The organism is Candidatus Hydrogenedentota bacterium (assembly GCA_013359265.1).
GTDB lineage: Bacteria > Hydrogenedentota > Hydrogenedentia > Hydrogenedentales > SLHB01 > JABWCD01.
The window spans coordinates 226,489-243,523 of the sequence record JABWCD010000005.1 but is presented as its reverse complement, the minus strand read 5'-3'; the positions used below and the strand labels follow the sequence as shown (position 1 = coordinate 243,523).

Sequence of the window (17,035 nt, the reverse complement as noted above, 5' to 3'; positions counted from 1 at the left end):
GGGGGCGCACTTGCCCCCCCGCTTATGGAGGAGAATCGAATCATGACAGCATGTGCCCCCCAAGTCGCGACGCGTTACCTGATCCCCCGCGTCAACGTTGTTGACGAAGCCGAACGCGTCGTCATCGAAGCCGAGTTGCCGGGCGTTGCGAAGGCCGACCTGTCGCTGGAAGTGAAAGATGGCGAGCTCACGCTGGTCGGCAAGCGTGCGAATGCCACGCGCGAAGGCCACTACATCATGCGCGAACGCGCGTTCGCGGACTACCGCCGCGTCTTTGCGCTGAGCAATGCCATCGACCCCACTCGTATCGAGGCCGAGATGAAGGACGGCCTGCTCACGGTGACGTTGCACAAGACCGACCGCGTGAAGCCGCGCAAGATCAACGTGAACTAAACAAGCCTATCCGCCCGGCCGTTCGGGCGTGGACATAAGAGTCTTCCCTCAAACCCAAACCCCAACCCCGCCCCGTGCGCAGCTCCCACGCGCACGGGGCAACCCCAATTCCTTCCGGACCCAATTCCTGTCCATTGGATCCATCGCGTCCGTTTCGTCCGTCACGCCAAATGCACTACACTTCCCCCGATCGCGATAATTCCATGATGATCATACGAATGCACTCGACACCCGCGCGCGCAATCGCCTTGATCCTCTTTTGCGCCGCATCAGCCATTACGGAAGGTCCGCCCACACCGGCGCGACAACTGCTCGACGCGTACCCAGGGTATCTCACTCTTGACGTAGTCAACATGGAGATCGTCTGGAGGGATGGAGGACGCATGTCGTTCGGAGCTGACCGTCCCGGGTTGACCTTCGATCAACGCCTTGAATCCGCCACGCTCTTCGATCAACTCTCCATTCCCTACCCGCGCGAATGGCCCACCGCGCCACCGTCGGTTGATAGCGATCCCGGACGGCTCCGGTGCGACGCTTTCTTCAAGAAGCTCTATGGCGGGACGAAGGAAGCGGTTGAAGCCACTCTCGTCCGCGTGCCGTGGCCGCACGCCGGAGCAACGAAATCCGTGTCCTTCACCTCGGTGAACGGCGCAAACAAAGCGCTGGAAGCCGTCGGCGCGGAAATCGCGAAACTACCGAAGGATGTTCAACGCTACGTCGTGCGCCCCAATGGAACCTTCAATTGGCGCGCCATCGAAGGTACCGAGCGCCTCAGCCCCCACAGCTACGGCATCGCCATCGACTTCGAATTCCCCGACCTCGCCGCTCGATACTGGCGCTGGGACGAGACGAAGAACCGTGCTTCCGAACCGCAGTACCCCATAGCCATCCTCGCCGACCCTGCCCTCCGCCAAATCGTCGAAACCTTCGAACGCCACGGCTTCATCTGGGGCGGCAAGTGGTACCACTACGACATCATGCACTTCGAATACCGCCCGGAGCTTGTCCACAACCCAGAATGAGGCAGTTACCGGGTGGTTGCATACTGCAACCAAATCGCACACAATGTCGTCAATCGGAGAGTTCCCAGATGCCAACCTTACACGTACGCAATGTCCCCGAAGAATTATATGACGGATTGAAATCCGTCGCGGCCCAAAAGAGTATCTCCATCGGCGCAGAAGTCGTGTCGATGATCGAACGCGCACTGGAGCAGGAAAAGCGTAACGCGAAACGCAAAGCGCTCGTACATCGAATCGTGCACCGGCGCGTGAGGCTGCCTAAAGGCGCGCCGACGCCAGAGGCTATTCTGCGAAAAGACCGGGACCGGTGAGAGACATTCCCGATGTGTGCGTCCTTGACGCTAGCGCATTGATGCGGGCGTTTATCGACATGGACCTCTCGGATGCAGCGCGTCACGTCTTGATATCGTTGGTCGAATTGGACAAGCAGGTAGTCGTCCCTGACCTCCTTTACGTGGAGTGTGCGAACGTCGCATGGAAATATGTCCGTCTTAGAAATTTGGAGAGCAAGGGCGCGGAACAATATGTAAGAGAGATTGTGGAACTTGACTTTCAAACAGTTCCGTCAGATGAGACCGCAACGCCAGCGCTTAAACTCGCCCTTGCGACGGGCACATCCGTGTACGACGCAAGCTACGCCGTGGTTGCCCACCAATTCGACGGCACACTCGTCACTGCGGATGCCAGACTGGTCCGCAAGCTCTCGGCGACCAACACAACGATCGCACACCTCTCCGAATTTGTGCCTGCCTGACACGAACAGCAAATCGTGCTGTCATCGAGCGCGGATAGCAACAGCAGCGACAGCACCGTGAGCATGAATGTGTCCCTACGCGCTCGCCAATTCCTTCGCATTCGCGTGAATTTTCTCGATCGCGTCGGCGATTTGGTCCATGTCCGATTCCGGCCCGAGCAGCATGTTCTGCGTGAACCACACCGCCTGTTCCGTCAGCTTGTCATTTTGCGGACACTCGATGCGCGCGAGGTAATCGTCGATGCGCTGCTGGCCGTAAGTCTTGATGTACGTGCGCGACGTGACGCGGTCGCGGATATACTGTTCCTTGTTCAGCTTTGAATATCCGCCCGAACAGGGAATCCCTTCCGCGCGAAGCGCCTTGATGAATCCTTCCCGGGAAAGTCCGCCGAACTTTTCGCCATCGTAGCGGAACATGTACAGGTGGTAAGCGTTCCTCGTGCATCCCCCGTACATCTTCGCGGGCGCCAGCCCGGGCACTCTTTCCAGCCGCGCGGTAAGGCGTTGCGCGTTCGTCTCACGTACCTTACTCTGCGCCTCGACGCGCTCCAGTTGCCCCAACAGAATCGCGCCCTGGAATTCCGTCATACGCAGGTTCGCGCCGTTGCGGAAATATACGCCCGGCGACGGCTTGCCCGGAAAGGCGCGGCCGTTCGAGTGGAACGCGTACGCCTGATGGTACAGTTCCTCGTCGTTCGTCAACATCGCGCCGCCATCGCCCGCACTGATGTTCTTCGTCACCTGAAAACTGAAACAGCCCGTCTTGCCCAGAGTGCCGACTTTCTTCCCGCGCCACTCCGCAAGATGCGACTGGCAAGCATCCTCCACGACGGCAATCGCTTTCGCGTCCGCAATCTTCGTAACCGCATCCACGTCATACGCCGCGCCGCCCAAATGCACCGGCAAGATGCAGCGCGTGTTCTCCGTGATCGCCGCCTCGATCTTCGTCGCGTCGATCTGGAAGGTGTCGATGTCCGTGTCGACAAACACCGGCAGTGCATGTTGCAGCAGCACGACGTTAATCGTCGCGCTGAACGTGTACGGCGGCACGATCACCTCGTCGCCCGGCCCGACGTCGAGCATGTTCATGGACGCAATGAGCGAACTCGTGCCGCTGTTCACGGCGAGGCAATATGGCGCGCCCATCATCTCGGCGAACATCTTCTCGAACTCGGCGACGTATGTCGTCTGCCCCGCGAACCGGTACCACCCTTTCTTGCGCGCTACGTCCAACCACCGCTCTTCCTCTGCCGGGTCATGTACCGGCCACGACGGGAACGGTTCGGCGCGTACGGGTGTTCCGCCCAGCAATGCTGGCTTCGATGCCTCCGCCGCGGACACGTTGAACACCGTGGCCTGCGCAGCCACGGCCCCAGCCGCGGCGGTTTTCAAGAATTGACGTCGTTCCATGACTTCCCCCTCTGCACCGCGCGCGGGCATTCCGCCAGCTACGCCGTGAAATGTTCCCACGCGCGCCGCTCGAGCACCTCGCGCACCTTCTTTTGTTCGTCAGGCTCGAAGTAGCGCGTGACCGCGTCCCAAAAGTCGTCCCACATAAACCGCAACACGAGACAGTCCTCATGCGCCAAGACCGTCGCAACGCGCATCCTTTTCGGATTGAACTGCATTACTTCGCCGAGCAGTTCCGGCGCGGTCACTTTCGTATCCGGCATGTCCGACTTCTGAACGCGCACCGAACCGGAAAGCAGTATGAATCCGCGGTTGCGCCCGCGGCTGCCTTCCCGCGTCATGCGGTGCCCCTTGCGCAGGCGCCGCACCTCCGATACCTCCTGCAACAAGGCCGACAACGTCTCGCGCTCCGCCGGCGCAAATTCCTCGAGGATCGGCACCTGCACAATCGTATTGTGAATTTCTTGCGGGCCCATCGTGGTCCCCTCTCCGCGGCCGCCGCCTAGCGCAGGAAGTGTTCCCATGCCTGCGTTTCGAGTGTCTCTTTGACCTGCTTCAACTCCTCCTCGGAGAGAATCTTCTCTGCGCGGGTCCAGAACTCGTCCCACATAAACCGCAATACGATGCTCTCGACCGCCCCCGCGCACGTAGCCGTCCGCACACCCGCGGGATTGAACTGCATGATCTCCCCGATGAGTTCCGGCGCCTTGCAGACGACGTCCGGAAACCCTTCCTTGCGCACCAGTACCCGGCCTTCGAGCAAGATATATCCCTTGTTGTCGACGTGCTCGTGTTCGTGGATGAACACTCCGCCCGCGGGCACCACGCGCGGCGCACTGATCGATTGAAGCAGGTCGGTGAGCTTTTCCTGAAGGGCGTCGTCCAGGCCGTGCATAATGCGCAGCCCCTTGATCTTGGTGCGTACCTCGTCCATATCCATGGCCGCCACATCCTCTCTTGGTTAGAGATCCGCCCCATGTATGGTACCACGCACTTTCGCTAAATGCCGAATCCCCCCGTCACTTCGAGCACATGGCCCGTGATGTAGGATGCGAACGGCGACGCCAGCAGCAAGATGCCGCCAGCCGCCTCCTCCGGCGTGCCCGTGCGCCCCAAGGGGATCATCATGGTCATCATGTCGCGCATGTGCTGCGGTATCCCCAGTTGGATCACCTGCCCCTTCACGTTGATCTGTTCAGCCTCCTCCTTCGCCTTGATGAGGCGCGTCTCGATGGTCCCGAACGCGACCGCATTGCACCGGATGTTGAACTGTCCCCACTCCTTCGCCACCGTCTTGGTCATGCCCACGACGCCCATCTTCGCGGAAGCGTAATTGATCTGGCCCGCGTTTCCGTGCAGTCCCGAGGTTGACGACACATTGATAATGCATCGCGGCTCCGGCGCCGCACCCGCGGCCATTTCCGCCTTCGCCGCTTCGCGCATGTACGGCACTGCCGCGCGAATCATCCGAAACGGGGCGCCGAGATGAACATCGACGATCGCGTTCCACTGCTCGTCGCTGGTCTTCTGGATCACGCCATCCCATGTGTAGCCCGCGTTGTTCACGAGAATATGCAGCTTTTCATACTTCTCGATCGCCGCCTTCATGATTGCGCCGGGAAACGCCGGATCGGTGACATCGCCGTGCACCGAAATCGCGTCGCCGCCATCGCGCCGGATTTCCGCCGCGGTATTCTCCGAAGGCCCCTGGTCTAAGTCCGACACGACAAGGTGCGCGCCATGAGCGGCGAACAACTTCGCCGTAGCCGCGCCAATGCCGCGTCCCGCGCCCGTAACGATCGCGACCTGCCCTTCCAGCAACCGGTTCATTGCCGCTCCCACGTTGTCCTCCCTGCAATTGCTCCCAATCTTCCCTACTCGACCTCTACCTTCAGCTCATGAATCGACCAAAACATGCCGTCCGCTTTGCCCGTTTGCTCGATCTTCACGAACCGGGCCCGTTGATGCGGAAGCGGAATCTCCGTCACGGGCCCATTTCCCGTACCTTTCAAAACAGCATCTCCCCAAGACTTCCCGTCGTTTGAAACGAACACCGAATACTCCCGCGGATAATCGCCCGCCGACCCCGTCGTATCCAACGCCACCTTGCGCACATTGGCGATATACCCCATATCGATCTGAAACCACTGTCCCGGCTGTTGAGGTTCGCCGGTAGACCACCGTGTCGCCGGGTCCCCGTCAATCGCCTTGTACAAATCCCCGTTGCCGCGTGATGCATTCAACGCGTACGAAACCTTCTTCAATTGCTCCAGCGCCAGCGCCGCTTCCTGCTTTACCTCCGCGTCTTCTTGCAGGGGCGCGACGAGTTCCATCAATTTCGGATCGTGTTGTCTTCCTATGCTCGCCAGCACGAGTTTGCGGTCCTCCGCCGAGCGCGACGCCTTGAACGCCGCGTCATACTGAGGCGACAACTCCTCTACGTTATCCGGCAATTCCACCATGCGCAGATACCCGCGCAGCGAGGCGTCGCGCAGCGGGGCCTCTTCCGCCGACTGGGCCAACGCCAACAGGTTTTCCTTCGGCCCGGCGGTTGGCCATTCCGCCAATGCGCGGACTGCCGTCATCCGCACGTCGGCGTTCTTCAGTTCCGTCGCGGAGAGCAGCGCTTCCATAGCGGTCGGATCGTTTATCTTTCCCAGCACGCGAAGAATCGAGCAGTACGCCGGAATGCCCTGCTTCACGTCCGGCAAGGCGGATAGAACCGTAGCGGCCGACGCAGCCGGATCGCTGTTGCGCGCGAGCACCGCGAGCGCCGCCTTCTCGCTTTCCGCGCGCGCGGTTTCGCTTTGTTCGACCGCAAGCAACTCGACCACCGCCTTTAGCTGGTCCGCGGGCGCGAGTTGGCCCAGCGCCGCGTACGCCTGCGCGCGCACGGTTTCATCGGAATCCTTCGCAGCCAGCAGCAGCGCGGGCACGCTCTCCTTTGCGCCGCGATCGCCCAATGCGCGCAACAACTCGCGCCGCACTGCGGGCTCGGCCTTCTCGACCGCCGCGACTATCGCGTTATTGACATCCGGGCCGCGAAGCCGCACAAGACTCGCGCGCGCAGCGGTCTGCGTACAGCCTTCCGTCTTGCCCGCCAGTTCGGCGAGTTGAACAACACTGGCCGCGTTACCCAACGCCGCCAATGCGGACACTGCCGCAAGCGATACGCCGGCATCGGAACTGGAGATCGCGTTTGTCACCGCGCCCAGCGCGACCGCGTCGCCACGGTCCGCCAACGCTTCGATGAGCAGGGCCTGCGCGCTCACGGGGAGTTTGTCGAGTTGCGTCGCAAACTCGCGCGTCGCATCCGGTCCGGCGACGTAACGCGCGGCCAGCGCGGCGCCGCGTTGCAACGCTTCGTCCGATTCCGTCAACGTGCGCAGGATTGCCGAGACCGTCTTGGGCGAATGGGTCCGCGCGAGTCCTTGCACACCGGCAACGCGGGCGCGGACCGAATGGTCCGGTGCGGCAAGTTTCTCGTAGATTTCCGCGGCCCGCTCAGGTTCGCCCTTTGCCATACGCATGTCGGCCGCAGTCAACAATGCGTCGAGATAAGGCCCCGCTCGCTCCGGTCTCGCGGTCAGCAGCGATGTAAACAACGCCTTTTCCGCGTCCTCGCCGCCAATCTTTCCCAATGCAACTGCGGCCGCCGCCGTCTCGGATGCGTCCACCGACTTCAGGTATGGCGCGACCAGCGTGACGCATTCAAGGTCGCGGCGTTCGCCCAGCGAGTTGATGAGTCCAATCGCGTCGACCACTCCATCGGCGCGCAGCGCCTCTCGTAGCGCGGCGCTCGCACCGGCCGCGGGCATGGCCTCCAAAGCGTATCGCGCGTCATTCGCGGTCTCCGCCTGACGCAACATTGTCGCCAATACCGGGATCGACGCCTCGCCCGCGACAAGCCGTAGATGCTTCACCGCGAACTGGCGTCCATCGTTTGTCGGGTTACTTTCCAGCAGCCCGGTCAATCGCTTCTCAAAATCCGCGCGCTTCGGTTCGTCGCCCAGGCCCGCGATGATGAGTTCGGAGAATTGCTTCGGTAGTGCCGCATCCCGTCCCAGCTCGTACCGCGCCAGGTCCTTGAATCCCTCGTCCAACATAATCTGTGCGCCCGCCGACTTGGACTGCTCCACCTGCTCCGGCGTGAGCGCCGCGCTCGGTGTCACGTCCACGGCGAGATCGCCCAACGCAAACTGAATCCCGTCGAGATAATGCTGCAGTACCGCCGGGTTCCAGTACGTACTCTCGTTGTGCCCGAGCGAACAATAGAAAACGCGCCCCTGCCCGTACGCGCGCGCCCACGAAATCGCATAGTCGTTGTCCGCGCGCTTTAGCCCGTCCTTGTTCATGTTCGTCTTGGCGATATCGAGCGAAACCAGCACGCGCAGTTTTTCGCGCGAATACGGTTTCGACTGGAACTGGTAAATCTCGTCGGTGATGTCGAAACCGCGGCCCTTGAACGCCGCGTTCAACCCATGCGCGGGATCGTCCAACGCGCATGTGACGGTATCCCCGGCCCCCCACGGGTGCCCGTCGAAGTAACCGCCCATCATCTCGCCGTACTCGGACCATTTGTAGAAGCAGTCCGTCGCGGCGTGAATGCCGACAAGACCCTTGCCACCCCTCACAAAGTCCGCGAACGACTTCTTCAGCGCGTCGTCGTCGAACAACTCGCCCGTCGTGTTCAGCATGCACACGGCATCGAACTGTGCGAGGCTCTCCGGCGTAAACACACTCGGATCGTCGGATATCGTCGCTGCGTACGCGCCCGTCTTTGCGCCCATGGACTCGACCGCCTTCGCTCCCAGCGGAATCGAGCTATGGACAAACCCCTTGCACAATGTGAACACGAGCAGCTTCCGCGGCGCTGCCGGCGCAACGCGCGCGAGCGCGGGTAACGCCGCTTCCACTCTCGCCACTTCTTCGGGCGGTTGTCCATTGGCCGATTGCAGCGCTATTGCCAAAAAAAACCAAACCAAGAGAAACGACGCGTACCGCCGCAAGTGCGCAACGCGCCAATAGGTACTGTTGCCGGTCATCAATCGCCCCTTGTCAGCAGGCTCCACCCGCCCGCAAGAAACACGCATCCGACCAGGAAGGCGAAGAAGCTGCCCGCTTGATAACCGCCTTCGGTCGGCAATGGCATGCCGGTAAACAACCAACGAAATACAATGAAGAGGCCCCATACGATCAGGATGCCCCCACCAATCTTCTTACCCATGTGGTCCCCCTATGCGTGCAGTGTCCAGGGACTCCGCATGGCCTTCGCGAGATTGCGGTTTGCCTCCTCATCCCCCACGAACCGTTCCACTACAGGGTCCCACTTCAGCGGCCGCTCGAGGTGATACGCAATATTACCGAGATGGCAGACCGTAATCGTCCGTGCGCCGACCTCCACGTCGCAGATGGGCTTGCGGCGCGTGCGAATGCACTCCAGCCAGTTGTCCGCGTGGCTGTTGCTCTCATACAACCGAATCTCGTTCGGCCCCGCCAGTTCATTGATCAGGTGCGCCGGGTCCGTTTCAAGGTACCCGCGGTTGACCATCACGCGCCCCGCATCGCCGATGAATTCGACACCGGCCTTTCCACCGCTGCCTCCCCCGTGTTGCACGATAACGCCGTTGGCGTACACGTACGTTAACCGTTCGTGCGTGTCGTCTGGTGGATAGACCTCAACCGGTCCCGATTCGTCCATGCCGAGGCCCCACTGCGCGATATCGAAATGGTGCGCGCCCCAGTCCGTCATCATCCCGCCCGCGTAATCGCGATACGATCGCCAATTTGGCCAACCCTCATACTCCATCGGCGGCGCGATGTCCTCGTTGTATGGCCGGTACGGCGCGGGCCCCAGCCACATGTCCCAGTTCAGCGTCTCCGGCGCCGCCTGCGCGGGCAGATAGCAGTCCACAGGCGGGCCGCCGACGTTTACGTGGACTGTGTTCAGTTTTCCGATTCGGCCGTTGCGCACCAACTCGCACGCGACGCGAAACACGCGCTCGGAGCGCTGCTGGCTCCCCGTCTGAAAAACAACGCCATTCCGCCGCACCGCGTTCGCCATCGCGCGCGCCTCGTGAATCGTGTGCGATAGCGGCTTCTCGCAATAGATGTCCTTGCCCGCGTTCGCCGCGTCAATCACATTGAGCGCATGCCAATGCTCCGGCGTCGCAATAACGACCGCGTCGATGTCATTCCGCGCCAGCAGTTCCCGGTAGTCGCCGTACGCCGCACAACCCGAGTAGGCCTCACCGGACTTCTTGCCGTAATGTTCCTCGACGCGCGCCTTCGACTTCTCGAGCCGGAGTGATTCCACGTCGCAGACCGCCACCACCTGGCACTGATCGCGGCCCAGAAAGGTGCCTATGTGCCCGCCCATCTGTTTGCCCATGCCAATGAACCCGATGGTCAGGCGCTCGCTCGCGGGGGTCGTCGCATCAGCTCCCAGCGCCCGGCCTGTAATGATATTGGGCAGGACGAACGACGCGGCGGCCGCCCGGAGAAACCGCCTGCGGCCCATCCGGGCGCCAGTCAGCGGACACTCGGTGCTCCCGGGCGAAATCCCGGCTTTAGTAAGTCTCGCTGGCATAGTGCTTCCCCGCACGGTTGATGGTCCGCCTCGCTAATGCGGCTGGCTGAGACTAATCATTTCCGGATTCTGGAGCAAACGTACCGGCTCAGTCGGCTCCGTTGCGAATCCGCTGCCGGCCCCAATGTCGCCTCATACCACGCACAAGGGCACTAGACAATTGGGATTCGCTCGTTTAGACTAACGCCGGAGTGAGGGGTTTGCCATTTCGGGAAAATGGCAGTCTCGGTGCCATCCTCACCCTCGTTGCGTAAAACGCCGGTTGGGCGTCGTTGCATGCCTGATCCGTCGGTGTCTCGGTGTGTAGCATCATCTTGGACGGGGGATTCGACCGTTTAAGAACGCAGAAAGGGGGGCGGTGGCCACTTAGTTCTTTTGATGTATCCGTCTGGCGCAGTTCGTCAGACCGGTGTTTCGTATAGGTGACAAGTTTGGTAGTAACGCTACCGAAGTTGAGGTGTGAGAGGGGAGCGGGCGATCCGATCGCCTGCGAATGGTTTCACACCGCGAATGAATTGAAGGAGTGCATCATGCGGAAACGTGGTTTCACATTGATCGAGTTGTTGGTGGTTATCGCCATCATCGCGATCCTCGCGGCAATCCTGTTGCCTGCGCTCGCCCGTGCGCGCGAAGCGGCGCGCCGCGCGAGTTGCCAAAACAACCTCAAGCAGATGGGTATCATCTTCAAGATGTACTCGAACGAGAGCGCGGGCCAGAAGTTCCCGCGCATCCAGGGACCACAGCCCTGGTTCCTCGATGGCCTCAATTTCCCGGGCGCATCGGACGGCTCGTGCGACGAGAACGACATTCCGGAAGTCGCGCCGGACGTTCGCGCTGTCTATCCGGAATACCTCACCGACTGGAAGGTCATGATCTGTCCGTCCGACCCGGATAACACCATGGGTATCGTTGGTGACTTCGACGACGATATTTCGCCCGACCCCGGCGTCATTTGCGGACAATACACGGGCTTGGCGTCCGACCACCAGGAAAGCTACGTGTACACCGGTTTCATTCTCGATCTGTGGGATGGCGACGATCCGGTCATTACGGCGCCAATCGATTTGGGCAACGGAACTCCGACCATCAGCAGGCAGATTTCCGAGATCATCATCGCGCTTGCCGCGGGGCTCACGACCCAGGCCGCCGTCACCCCGGCGGTTGCCGCGTCAATCGTGCAGACGCTAGATAACGACGCGAACGTTGGCGCACCCGACGGCAATGCCTATGGCAGCACCATCTTCCGGCTTCGCGAAGGTGTCGAGCGCTTCCTGATCACCGACATCAACAACCCCGGCGGCTCGGCCCAGGCACAGAGCGAAGTGGCGATCATGTGGGACCACATCAATTTGAATCCGACGGGCGGCGGAGAATTCAACCACGTCCCGGGCGGTTCGAACGTCCTCTTCATGGATGGCCACGTCGCGTTCGCGAAGTATGAGAGAAACGGCCAAGGGCCGATTAACGAATTCTGGGCAAACGCCGTGTACTGGTTCCAGGGCTAGACCCAATCGGACAGTTCGATCGCGCAACCGGCGCGCATCGAATATGGAACGCGCGGGGGGTGGACGCGAGTCCGCCCCCCGCTTCGTTTATACCGCAACCGCCGGCGCAGGCAACTCCCGTTCGATACGGTCAAGTCGGTATCCGAAACCTGGGCCGCTCACGGTGGAAAAATCGACACGCCCGTCACGCCGCACGTAGAGGCCCGGATGCACCTTCGCTTCCGCTGCCGAAGCGTCGGGATAAAACTGCATCGCGTTGGTCTCGACGCCCATGATTGTTCCGGCATGCGCGGCGAGCAGCACGTGGGGTATCTGCGCAAGCATGGGGTTCGTCAGGTCCTGCACCATCAGCGCCATGCCGTGCGCTTTTGCCCAGCACAAACTGAGCAGCGCGCCCGTCTGCGTCTTGCATGTCTTCAACGCAACGCCCGTCCAACCCAATTCGCGCCCCAACCGCACCAGCCGCCAATCGTGCGCCGATTCGTCCATGAACAGCGGCTTCCGCAGGGACACACTGTGCACGTCGATGCGGTGCTCTTCGATTTCATACGGAAACGGTTGCTCGACATACAGCAGCATGTCGAAAACGCGCGGCGCATCCGATTTCAACCGATCGAGAATCTCGTTCACATACGACACATCGGTCACCGTGCAATTGAAGTCCGCGGACAACCATTGCGCGCCGCACTCGCCCGCGATCTTCCCGACGCCGGTCAGGCGCGCGTAGTCCCACGCGGCGTCATTGCCGCGCAATTTCACTTTCAAACACGTTAGCCCGTCGCGCAGAATCCAGTCCTGCAACAATACCGGATACCCGTCGTTTGGCTCCGACCCGTCCAACTCAGTCGCATCGATCGGGTCCTTTCCCCCGACCAGGTGCCACGCTGGCAGACAGGGCGCGTCGACATCCGCGAAGTAGTCCTGCGGATACCGGCCCGTAAACGACACCGGCCCGTCGCCTTCCAGAAACGCGCCCAGACTGCGATTCATGAAATCCGCGTTGTACGTCGCGTATACAGGCAGGTTCAGTGCGTTGCCGTACGCGTCGTGAACAGCGATATCGAAGGCGGAACAACACACCAGCGCGGCCAGCCACGGCATGGCGTGCGCGTGTGTTGCGTTGTATTCGCGCACGAGTTCGCGGAGCGGCCCCTCCTGAAACGCAACCCCGATCGTCATCGGGTGACCGTACTCCTCGTACGCGGCCCACGCCTTCGCAATCGAACCGCACATCCGCATCAACGCGTCGTGACGTTCCTCGTACGCAATCGCGCTCGGCCACACCCATTGCACGCTCAGTGGCGTCTCACCCCAACCCTCCGCTCTCGTGCCGTTTCTCGTTTCCACGAGCACGCGCACCCGCGCACACGTCACGTGCGTCAACGTCTCGTTGCCGAACTTCAGCGGCACGCGCGTCTGGATGGGAAGAAAATACAATTCCGCGCCTATAACGCGGATATCCGTCGGTTTCGGTGTCACGTCTGTTCCTCTGCAGTCGCCGGGCTTGGGGTAGAATAAAGATGGACAACGCAAATTGCATGTGGAGCAGCAGACATGCCCGTGAAGTTCGGCCCAAAGGGATTCACCAGTCCGGCGATTCGACGGTTCCGCGATCACGAACCGCCAGACGAAGGTATCGAGCCCATCCAGGCCCCGGAACCCCGCGTACGCAAGTCATCCGCAATCGGAGTCGTGTTGGCGATCGCGGTCGTGGGTATCACGATCGCATATGTCCGAAGACCAAACCCCACACCAACGGACTTCACCGCGGTCGGAAGCATTGTGGCCAAGGAAAGTGTCGGGCGTGAGGGCGGCGCCAACGGGCTCGTGTTGCGGGTATCCATCCCCCTGCACACCGGCGAGACCAAATCGTTCGCGGTTTCCTGCGACGAACTGACGTGGCAACGGTTCCGGCGCGGCGACCGCGTCATCGCTTACTACGTCGGGGGAAGCGGCGGCGCTCCGATTTCCGTGTCGCGAATCGAACCTGTCCCGGGCGAGGTCGAACTGTAGCGGCTACTGCACGTAACCCAGGTTTTCCAGTTCCTTTCGCATCTCGGGATCAAGCTGCTGTTGGAGCAGCTCTTCCGCCTTGTTCTCCAGCTTCCACCCGTACTTGTCGATGTAACCGGCCTTGAGTTCGGCGTCCAGCTTCCCTATCACGTCCGCCGATTGTGCGCCGATGTCGGAAAGTTCGCGAGGGTCCTTCGCGATGTCGTATAGCTCGAACTTCTTGATCGGCAGCGTGTGGTCGCCCTTCTTGCGCTGCGCTTCGCCTCCGGCCTGATTGCGTTCGCGCTTCACCGGCGGCTCGAACCCGCTCGGATTGTAGATGTACTTGTGTTCCTTGGTGCGTACGAAGAGCATTTTGTCGCCCCACTCGCCGAACACCGCCCCGCGTTCGATCGGCTGTTCGTTAAACGCCGCAGCAAGGCTCACGCCCTCGTACGCTTGCGGACGCTCGACGCCCAGCAGCTCGAGCACCGTCGGCGCGATGTCCGCCAGGGATACCGGGGTCGTTTCGCGCACGCCCGCCGGCACTTTACCCGGCAGTTGGAAAATCAGCGGCACGTGCAGTGTGCCATCGTACAGCGACGCCTGGTGGTGCCAATATCCGTGATGATCGCCCAGTTCCTCGCCGTGGTCCGCGCTGATCACCACCAGCGTATCGTCGAGAATTCCAAGCGACGCGACCTTGTCCAGCACGCGCCCGATCTGGAAATCGTTGAACGCGACCTCGCCGTCGTATAACCCTTTCACGTACGCAATGTCCGCGTCCGACAATTTCTCTCGGCGGACAAATGCGCGCGTCAGCCTCTCATAGCTTCCGTCAAGGTCGCCTTTATAGTTCGTATCCGTGAACCTGTTGAACTCTTTAAGCGGTTCGTACGGGCCGTGCGGCGCCATGTAATGCAGCCACAGATAAAACTTCTTGTCGCCGTTCTTGTCGAGCCAGTCGACGGCCGCGTCGGAAACACCCTTGTCGCGCGGCTCATCCTTCAGGATGACGCGCATCTCGAACCCTTCCCACTTTTGCTGCCCGCCGTTCGCGATGAAGACCGCGCTGGTATAGCCCTTCGGCGCCAGCGTCTCTGCCAACGTCTCGTGCTTCGAGTCCAACGTCATCCCGTTGTACCGCACACCGTGCGTGACGGGATACAGCCCGGTCTGAATTGTCGCCAGCGAGGGCCATGTGGACCCCTTCGGCGCAAACGTGTACTCGAACAGCGTCCCCTCTTTCGCGACCGCATCGATATTCGGTGTTGTTGGGTTCGGGTTTCCGTAACAACTAAGGTGATCGGCCCGAAGCGTATCGACCGTGATAATGAGCAGGTTCGTGTAGTCCAGGTCTTTCTTCACGATCGGCTCGGCCGGTTTCGCGGGCGTTTCCGGAGGCGCCGGTGTTTCGATTTGCCTCGCGAGCGGCTCCTGCGCCGTTGGGGCCGGCTCGGCCGGCTTTGAACACGCGCCGACACCCAGCGCCAGCGTAACGCAACAGAAAGTCAATACTCGGTTCAACGATCAATTACCTCGCCGCCGGGACTACAACACGTAGCCCATCGCCTCAAGTTTCTGCTTCAATTCCGGGTCCACTTCCTTCTGAACGCGCTCGTCCACCGTATGGCCAAACCTCCAGTTGTACTTCTCCTGAAACTCCGTCAGCTTCTGTTTCATTTCCTTCACAACGTCGGGTTTTGCCTGCGCGATTTCCAACTTCTCCAATCGATCCTCGGCAACGTGATACAACTCTTCGTCCTTCATCTGCATCTCGAGCAACGCCGGATCGACCGAGGCGTCGTCCACCTCGACGTCGCCCTCTATGTCCTTTCCGCCTCGCTTATTGCCCCTTGCGCTTGGCAACCCCACACTTTGGCGGCGCTCCTCGTTCAACTTGCGCGGTTTATAGCTCAAGGGGTTCGCGATGTACTTGTAGTCCGCTGTGCGAACGGTCAAAATCTCGTCCTTCATCTCCGCGAACACCGGGCCATAGTCTGCCTCCTCCCCCTTGAACAACGGCATCAGGCTCTTGCCAACGAACGGCTCCGGTACCGGCAACCCCACCGCTTCGCAAATCGTCGGAGCAATCGTGAGGTGCTGGACAAGCGTCGCGTCGCGCTTGCCCGCGGGCACCACGCCCGGCAAACGCACGATCAGCGGCACCCGCAGCACGCCATCATATACCGATGCGCCATGCCCAAAATAGCCGTGGTGATCGTTTAATTCCTCCCCGTGGTCCGCGCTAATCATCACCAGCGTCTTGTCATAAAGCCCGTGCGACTTCAGCGCATCGATAATCTGCTTGACTTCGTTGTCCACGTACAACAATTCGCCATCGTACAAATTCAACACCTGCTGCACGTCCGCGTCCGTCACGTCGAAGCGCTTGAGCGTCAGGTTTGTGACCGAAGCCTTCGACCCGTCCACCGGCCCCGCGTAATTTGCGTCAACCCACTTGCGATACTCCTGCGGCGGCTCGTAGTCCGCATGCGGCGCGAGGTAGTGCACCCACATGAAGAACTTGTAGTCCTTGTACTCCTCGAGCCACTTCACCGCGCTGTGCGTGGCCCGCTCGTCCACGGGGTCGTGGTCGCACGGGTAACGAAACTGGAACCCCTCCCAGTTCTGCGCCGTCGCGTTCGCGTAAACCGCGGCGCACAGATACCCGTTTTGCGACAAGTACTCCGCAAGCGTCAGAAACTCGTTGCCGATCTTGAGGCCGTTGCTGCGCACGCCGTGTTGAATGGGATACAACGACGTCATAATCGTCGCGAGCGACGGCCACGTCGAGTTGCGCTGGGCAAACGCATTCTCGAACACCATGCCCTCCTTCGCGATGGCATCGATATTCGGCGTCGTGTCGCGCGGCGCGCCGTAGCTGGTCATGCGGTCGGCGCGGATGGTGTCGATTGTAATCAGCAGAATATTCTTGTAGTCGCCGACCGGTTTCGGGGGCAGGCTTTCCATCGCCTTTTTCGCGTCTTCCGCGGCCTCTTGCGCTTTCCGATCCCGGTCCGCCTGCTTCCTCGCTTTCTTTTCCTTGCGCGCGTCCGTCTGGCCATCGCGCTGCTTCTTGCGCTCCTCCTTTCGCGCCGCCTTCTCCTCATCGGTCAACTCTGACTTCGGCTTCATCTCCGGCGCCGCCGCGGCGCCTGCCTCCGCGGACTCGCCCTCCACCTGCATCTGGGCCCGCTTCTTCATGCTCTCCGGCGCAGGCCCCGTGACGGCCATCGGCTCGATTTGCTTCGCCTTGATTTCTTCCTTGGGCGCGGCCTCCTCCTTCTTGCCGCACGAAACGACTGCTAAAGCGCACAACGCCGCGACAAGAAACAGCGAATAACGGAATCCTGCATGCACGTGGAAA

16 protein-coding genes are annotated in these 17,035 nt (G+C 61.0%); 6 read left to right on the top strand and 10 right to left on the bottom strand.

What is annotated here, in order from left to right; genetic code table 11:
- Positions 1-42: 42 nt before the first annotated feature.
- From HUU46_06365 to HUU46_06350, 4 genes are all read left to right on the top strand, one after another.
- Positions 43-393 carry an Hsp20/alpha crystallin family protein gene (locus HUU46_06365; GenBank protein ID NUM53248.1) on the top strand — a complete coding sequence of 117 codons (351 nt, stop codon included), beginning with the start codon at positions 43-45 and terminating at the stop codon, positions 391-393.
- A 203-nt stretch (positions 394-596) separates the two neighbouring features.
- Positions 597-1,415: a M15 family metallopeptidase gene (locus tag HUU46_06360; protein ID NUM53247.1), complete on the top strand. Its 819-nt coding sequence runs from the start codon at positions 597-599 to the stop codon at positions 1,413-1,415.
- A 68-nt stretch (positions 1,416-1,483) separates the two neighbouring features.
- Positions 1,484-1,726: a hypothetical protein gene (locus HUU46_06355; protein ID NUM53246.1), complete on the top strand. Its 243-nt coding sequence runs from the start codon at positions 1,484-1,486 to the stop codon at positions 1,724-1,726.
- Positions 1,723-2,169 carry a type II toxin-antitoxin system VapC family toxin gene (locus HUU46_06350; protein ID NUM53245.1) on the top strand — a complete coding sequence of 149 codons (447 nt, stop codon included), beginning with the start codon at positions 1,723-1,725 and terminating at the stop codon, positions 2,167-2,169. Before HUU46_06355 ends, HUU46_06350 begins: the two co-directional genes overlap by 4 nt.
- A gap of 75 nt (positions 2,170-2,244) precedes the next feature.
- Here the strand turns inward: HUU46_06350 and HUU46_06345 are convergent, their stop codons facing one another.
- From HUU46_06345 to HUU46_06315, 7 genes are read right to left on the bottom strand one after another with little or no spacing between them, the layout of a single operon-like run.
- A complete protein-coding gene (locus HUU46_06345) occupies positions 2,245-3,579 on the bottom strand; it encodes a DegT/DnrJ/EryC1/StrS family aminotransferase (GenBank protein NUM53244.1) in 1,335 nt (444 codons plus the stop codon).
- 38 nt (positions 3,580-3,617) lie between these two features.
- Positions 3,618-4,055, bottom strand: coding sequence for a cyclic nucleotide-binding domain-containing protein (locus HUU46_06340; GenBank protein ID NUM53243.1), 438 nt, complete (start codon positions 4,053-4,055; stop codon positions 3,618-3,620).
- Positions 4,056-4,081: 26 nt separating this feature from the next.
- A complete protein-coding gene (locus tag HUU46_06335; GenBank protein ID NUM53242.1) occupies positions 4,082-4,519 on the bottom strand; it encodes a hypothetical protein in 438 nt (145 codons plus the stop codon).
- A gap of 59 nt (positions 4,520-4,578) precedes the next feature.
- A complete protein-coding gene (locus HUU46_06330; GenBank protein NUM53241.1) occupies positions 4,579-5,409 on the bottom strand; it encodes an SDR family oxidoreductase in 831 nt (276 codons plus the stop codon).
- 44 nt (positions 5,410-5,453) lie between these two features.
- On the bottom strand, positions 5,454-8,624 hold the full coding sequence (locus HUU46_06325) for a ThuA domain-containing protein (protein ID NUM53240.1): 3,171 nt from the start codon (positions 8,622-8,624) through the stop codon (positions 5,454-5,456).
- The gene (locus HUU46_06320; protein ID NUM53239.1) at positions 8,624-8,806 is read right to left on the bottom strand and encodes a hypothetical protein; all 183 of its coding nucleotides are present in this window, start codon (positions 8,804-8,806) and stop codon (positions 8,624-8,626) included. Before HUU46_06320 ends, HUU46_06325 begins: the two co-directional genes overlap by 1 nt.
- A gap of 9 nt (positions 8,807-8,815) precedes the next feature.
- A complete protein-coding gene (locus tag HUU46_06315) occupies positions 8,816-10,099 on the bottom strand; it encodes a Gfo/Idh/MocA family oxidoreductase (protein NUM53238.1) in 1,284 nt (427 codons plus the stop codon).
- A 596-nt stretch (positions 10,100-10,695) separates the two neighbouring features.
- Here HUU46_06315 and HUU46_06310 point away from each other — a divergent pair.
- Positions 10,696-11,673 carry a DUF1559 domain-containing protein gene (locus HUU46_06310; GenBank protein NUM53237.1) on the top strand — a complete coding sequence of 326 codons (978 nt, stop codon included), beginning with the start codon at positions 10,696-10,698 and terminating at the stop codon, positions 11,671-11,673.
- A gap of 87 nt (positions 11,674-11,760) precedes the next feature.
- Here the strand turns inward: HUU46_06310 and HUU46_06305 are convergent, their stop codons facing one another.
- Positions 11,761-13,152 (bottom strand): mandelate racemase/muconate lactonizing enzyme family protein, encoded by a 1,392-nt coding sequence (locus HUU46_06305; GenBank protein ID NUM53236.1) that lies wholly within the window; start codon positions 13,150-13,152, stop codon positions 11,761-11,763.
- Positions 13,153-13,227: 75 nt separating this feature from the next.
- On the opposite strand from HUU46_06305, the gene HUU46_06300 reads away from it, so the two are divergent.
- On the top strand, positions 13,228-13,686 hold the full coding sequence (locus HUU46_06300) for a hypothetical protein (protein ID NUM53235.1): 459 nt from the start codon (positions 13,228-13,230) through the stop codon (positions 13,684-13,686).
- Positions 13,687-13,689: 3 nt separating this feature from the next.
- Here the strand turns inward: HUU46_06300 and HUU46_06295 are convergent, their stop codons facing one another.
- On the bottom strand, positions 13,690-15,192 hold the full coding sequence (locus tag HUU46_06295; protein NUM53234.1) for a sulfatase: 1,503 nt from the start codon (positions 15,190-15,192) through the stop codon (positions 13,690-13,692).
- A gap of 24 nt (positions 15,193-15,216) precedes the next feature.
- Positions 15,217-17,028 carry a sulfatase-like hydrolase/transferase gene (locus HUU46_06290; GenBank protein NUM53233.1) on the bottom strand — a complete coding sequence of 604 codons (1,812 nt, stop codon included), beginning with the start codon at positions 17,026-17,028 and terminating at the stop codon, positions 15,217-15,219.
- Between the last annotated feature and the right edge of the window lie 7 nt (positions 17,029-17,035).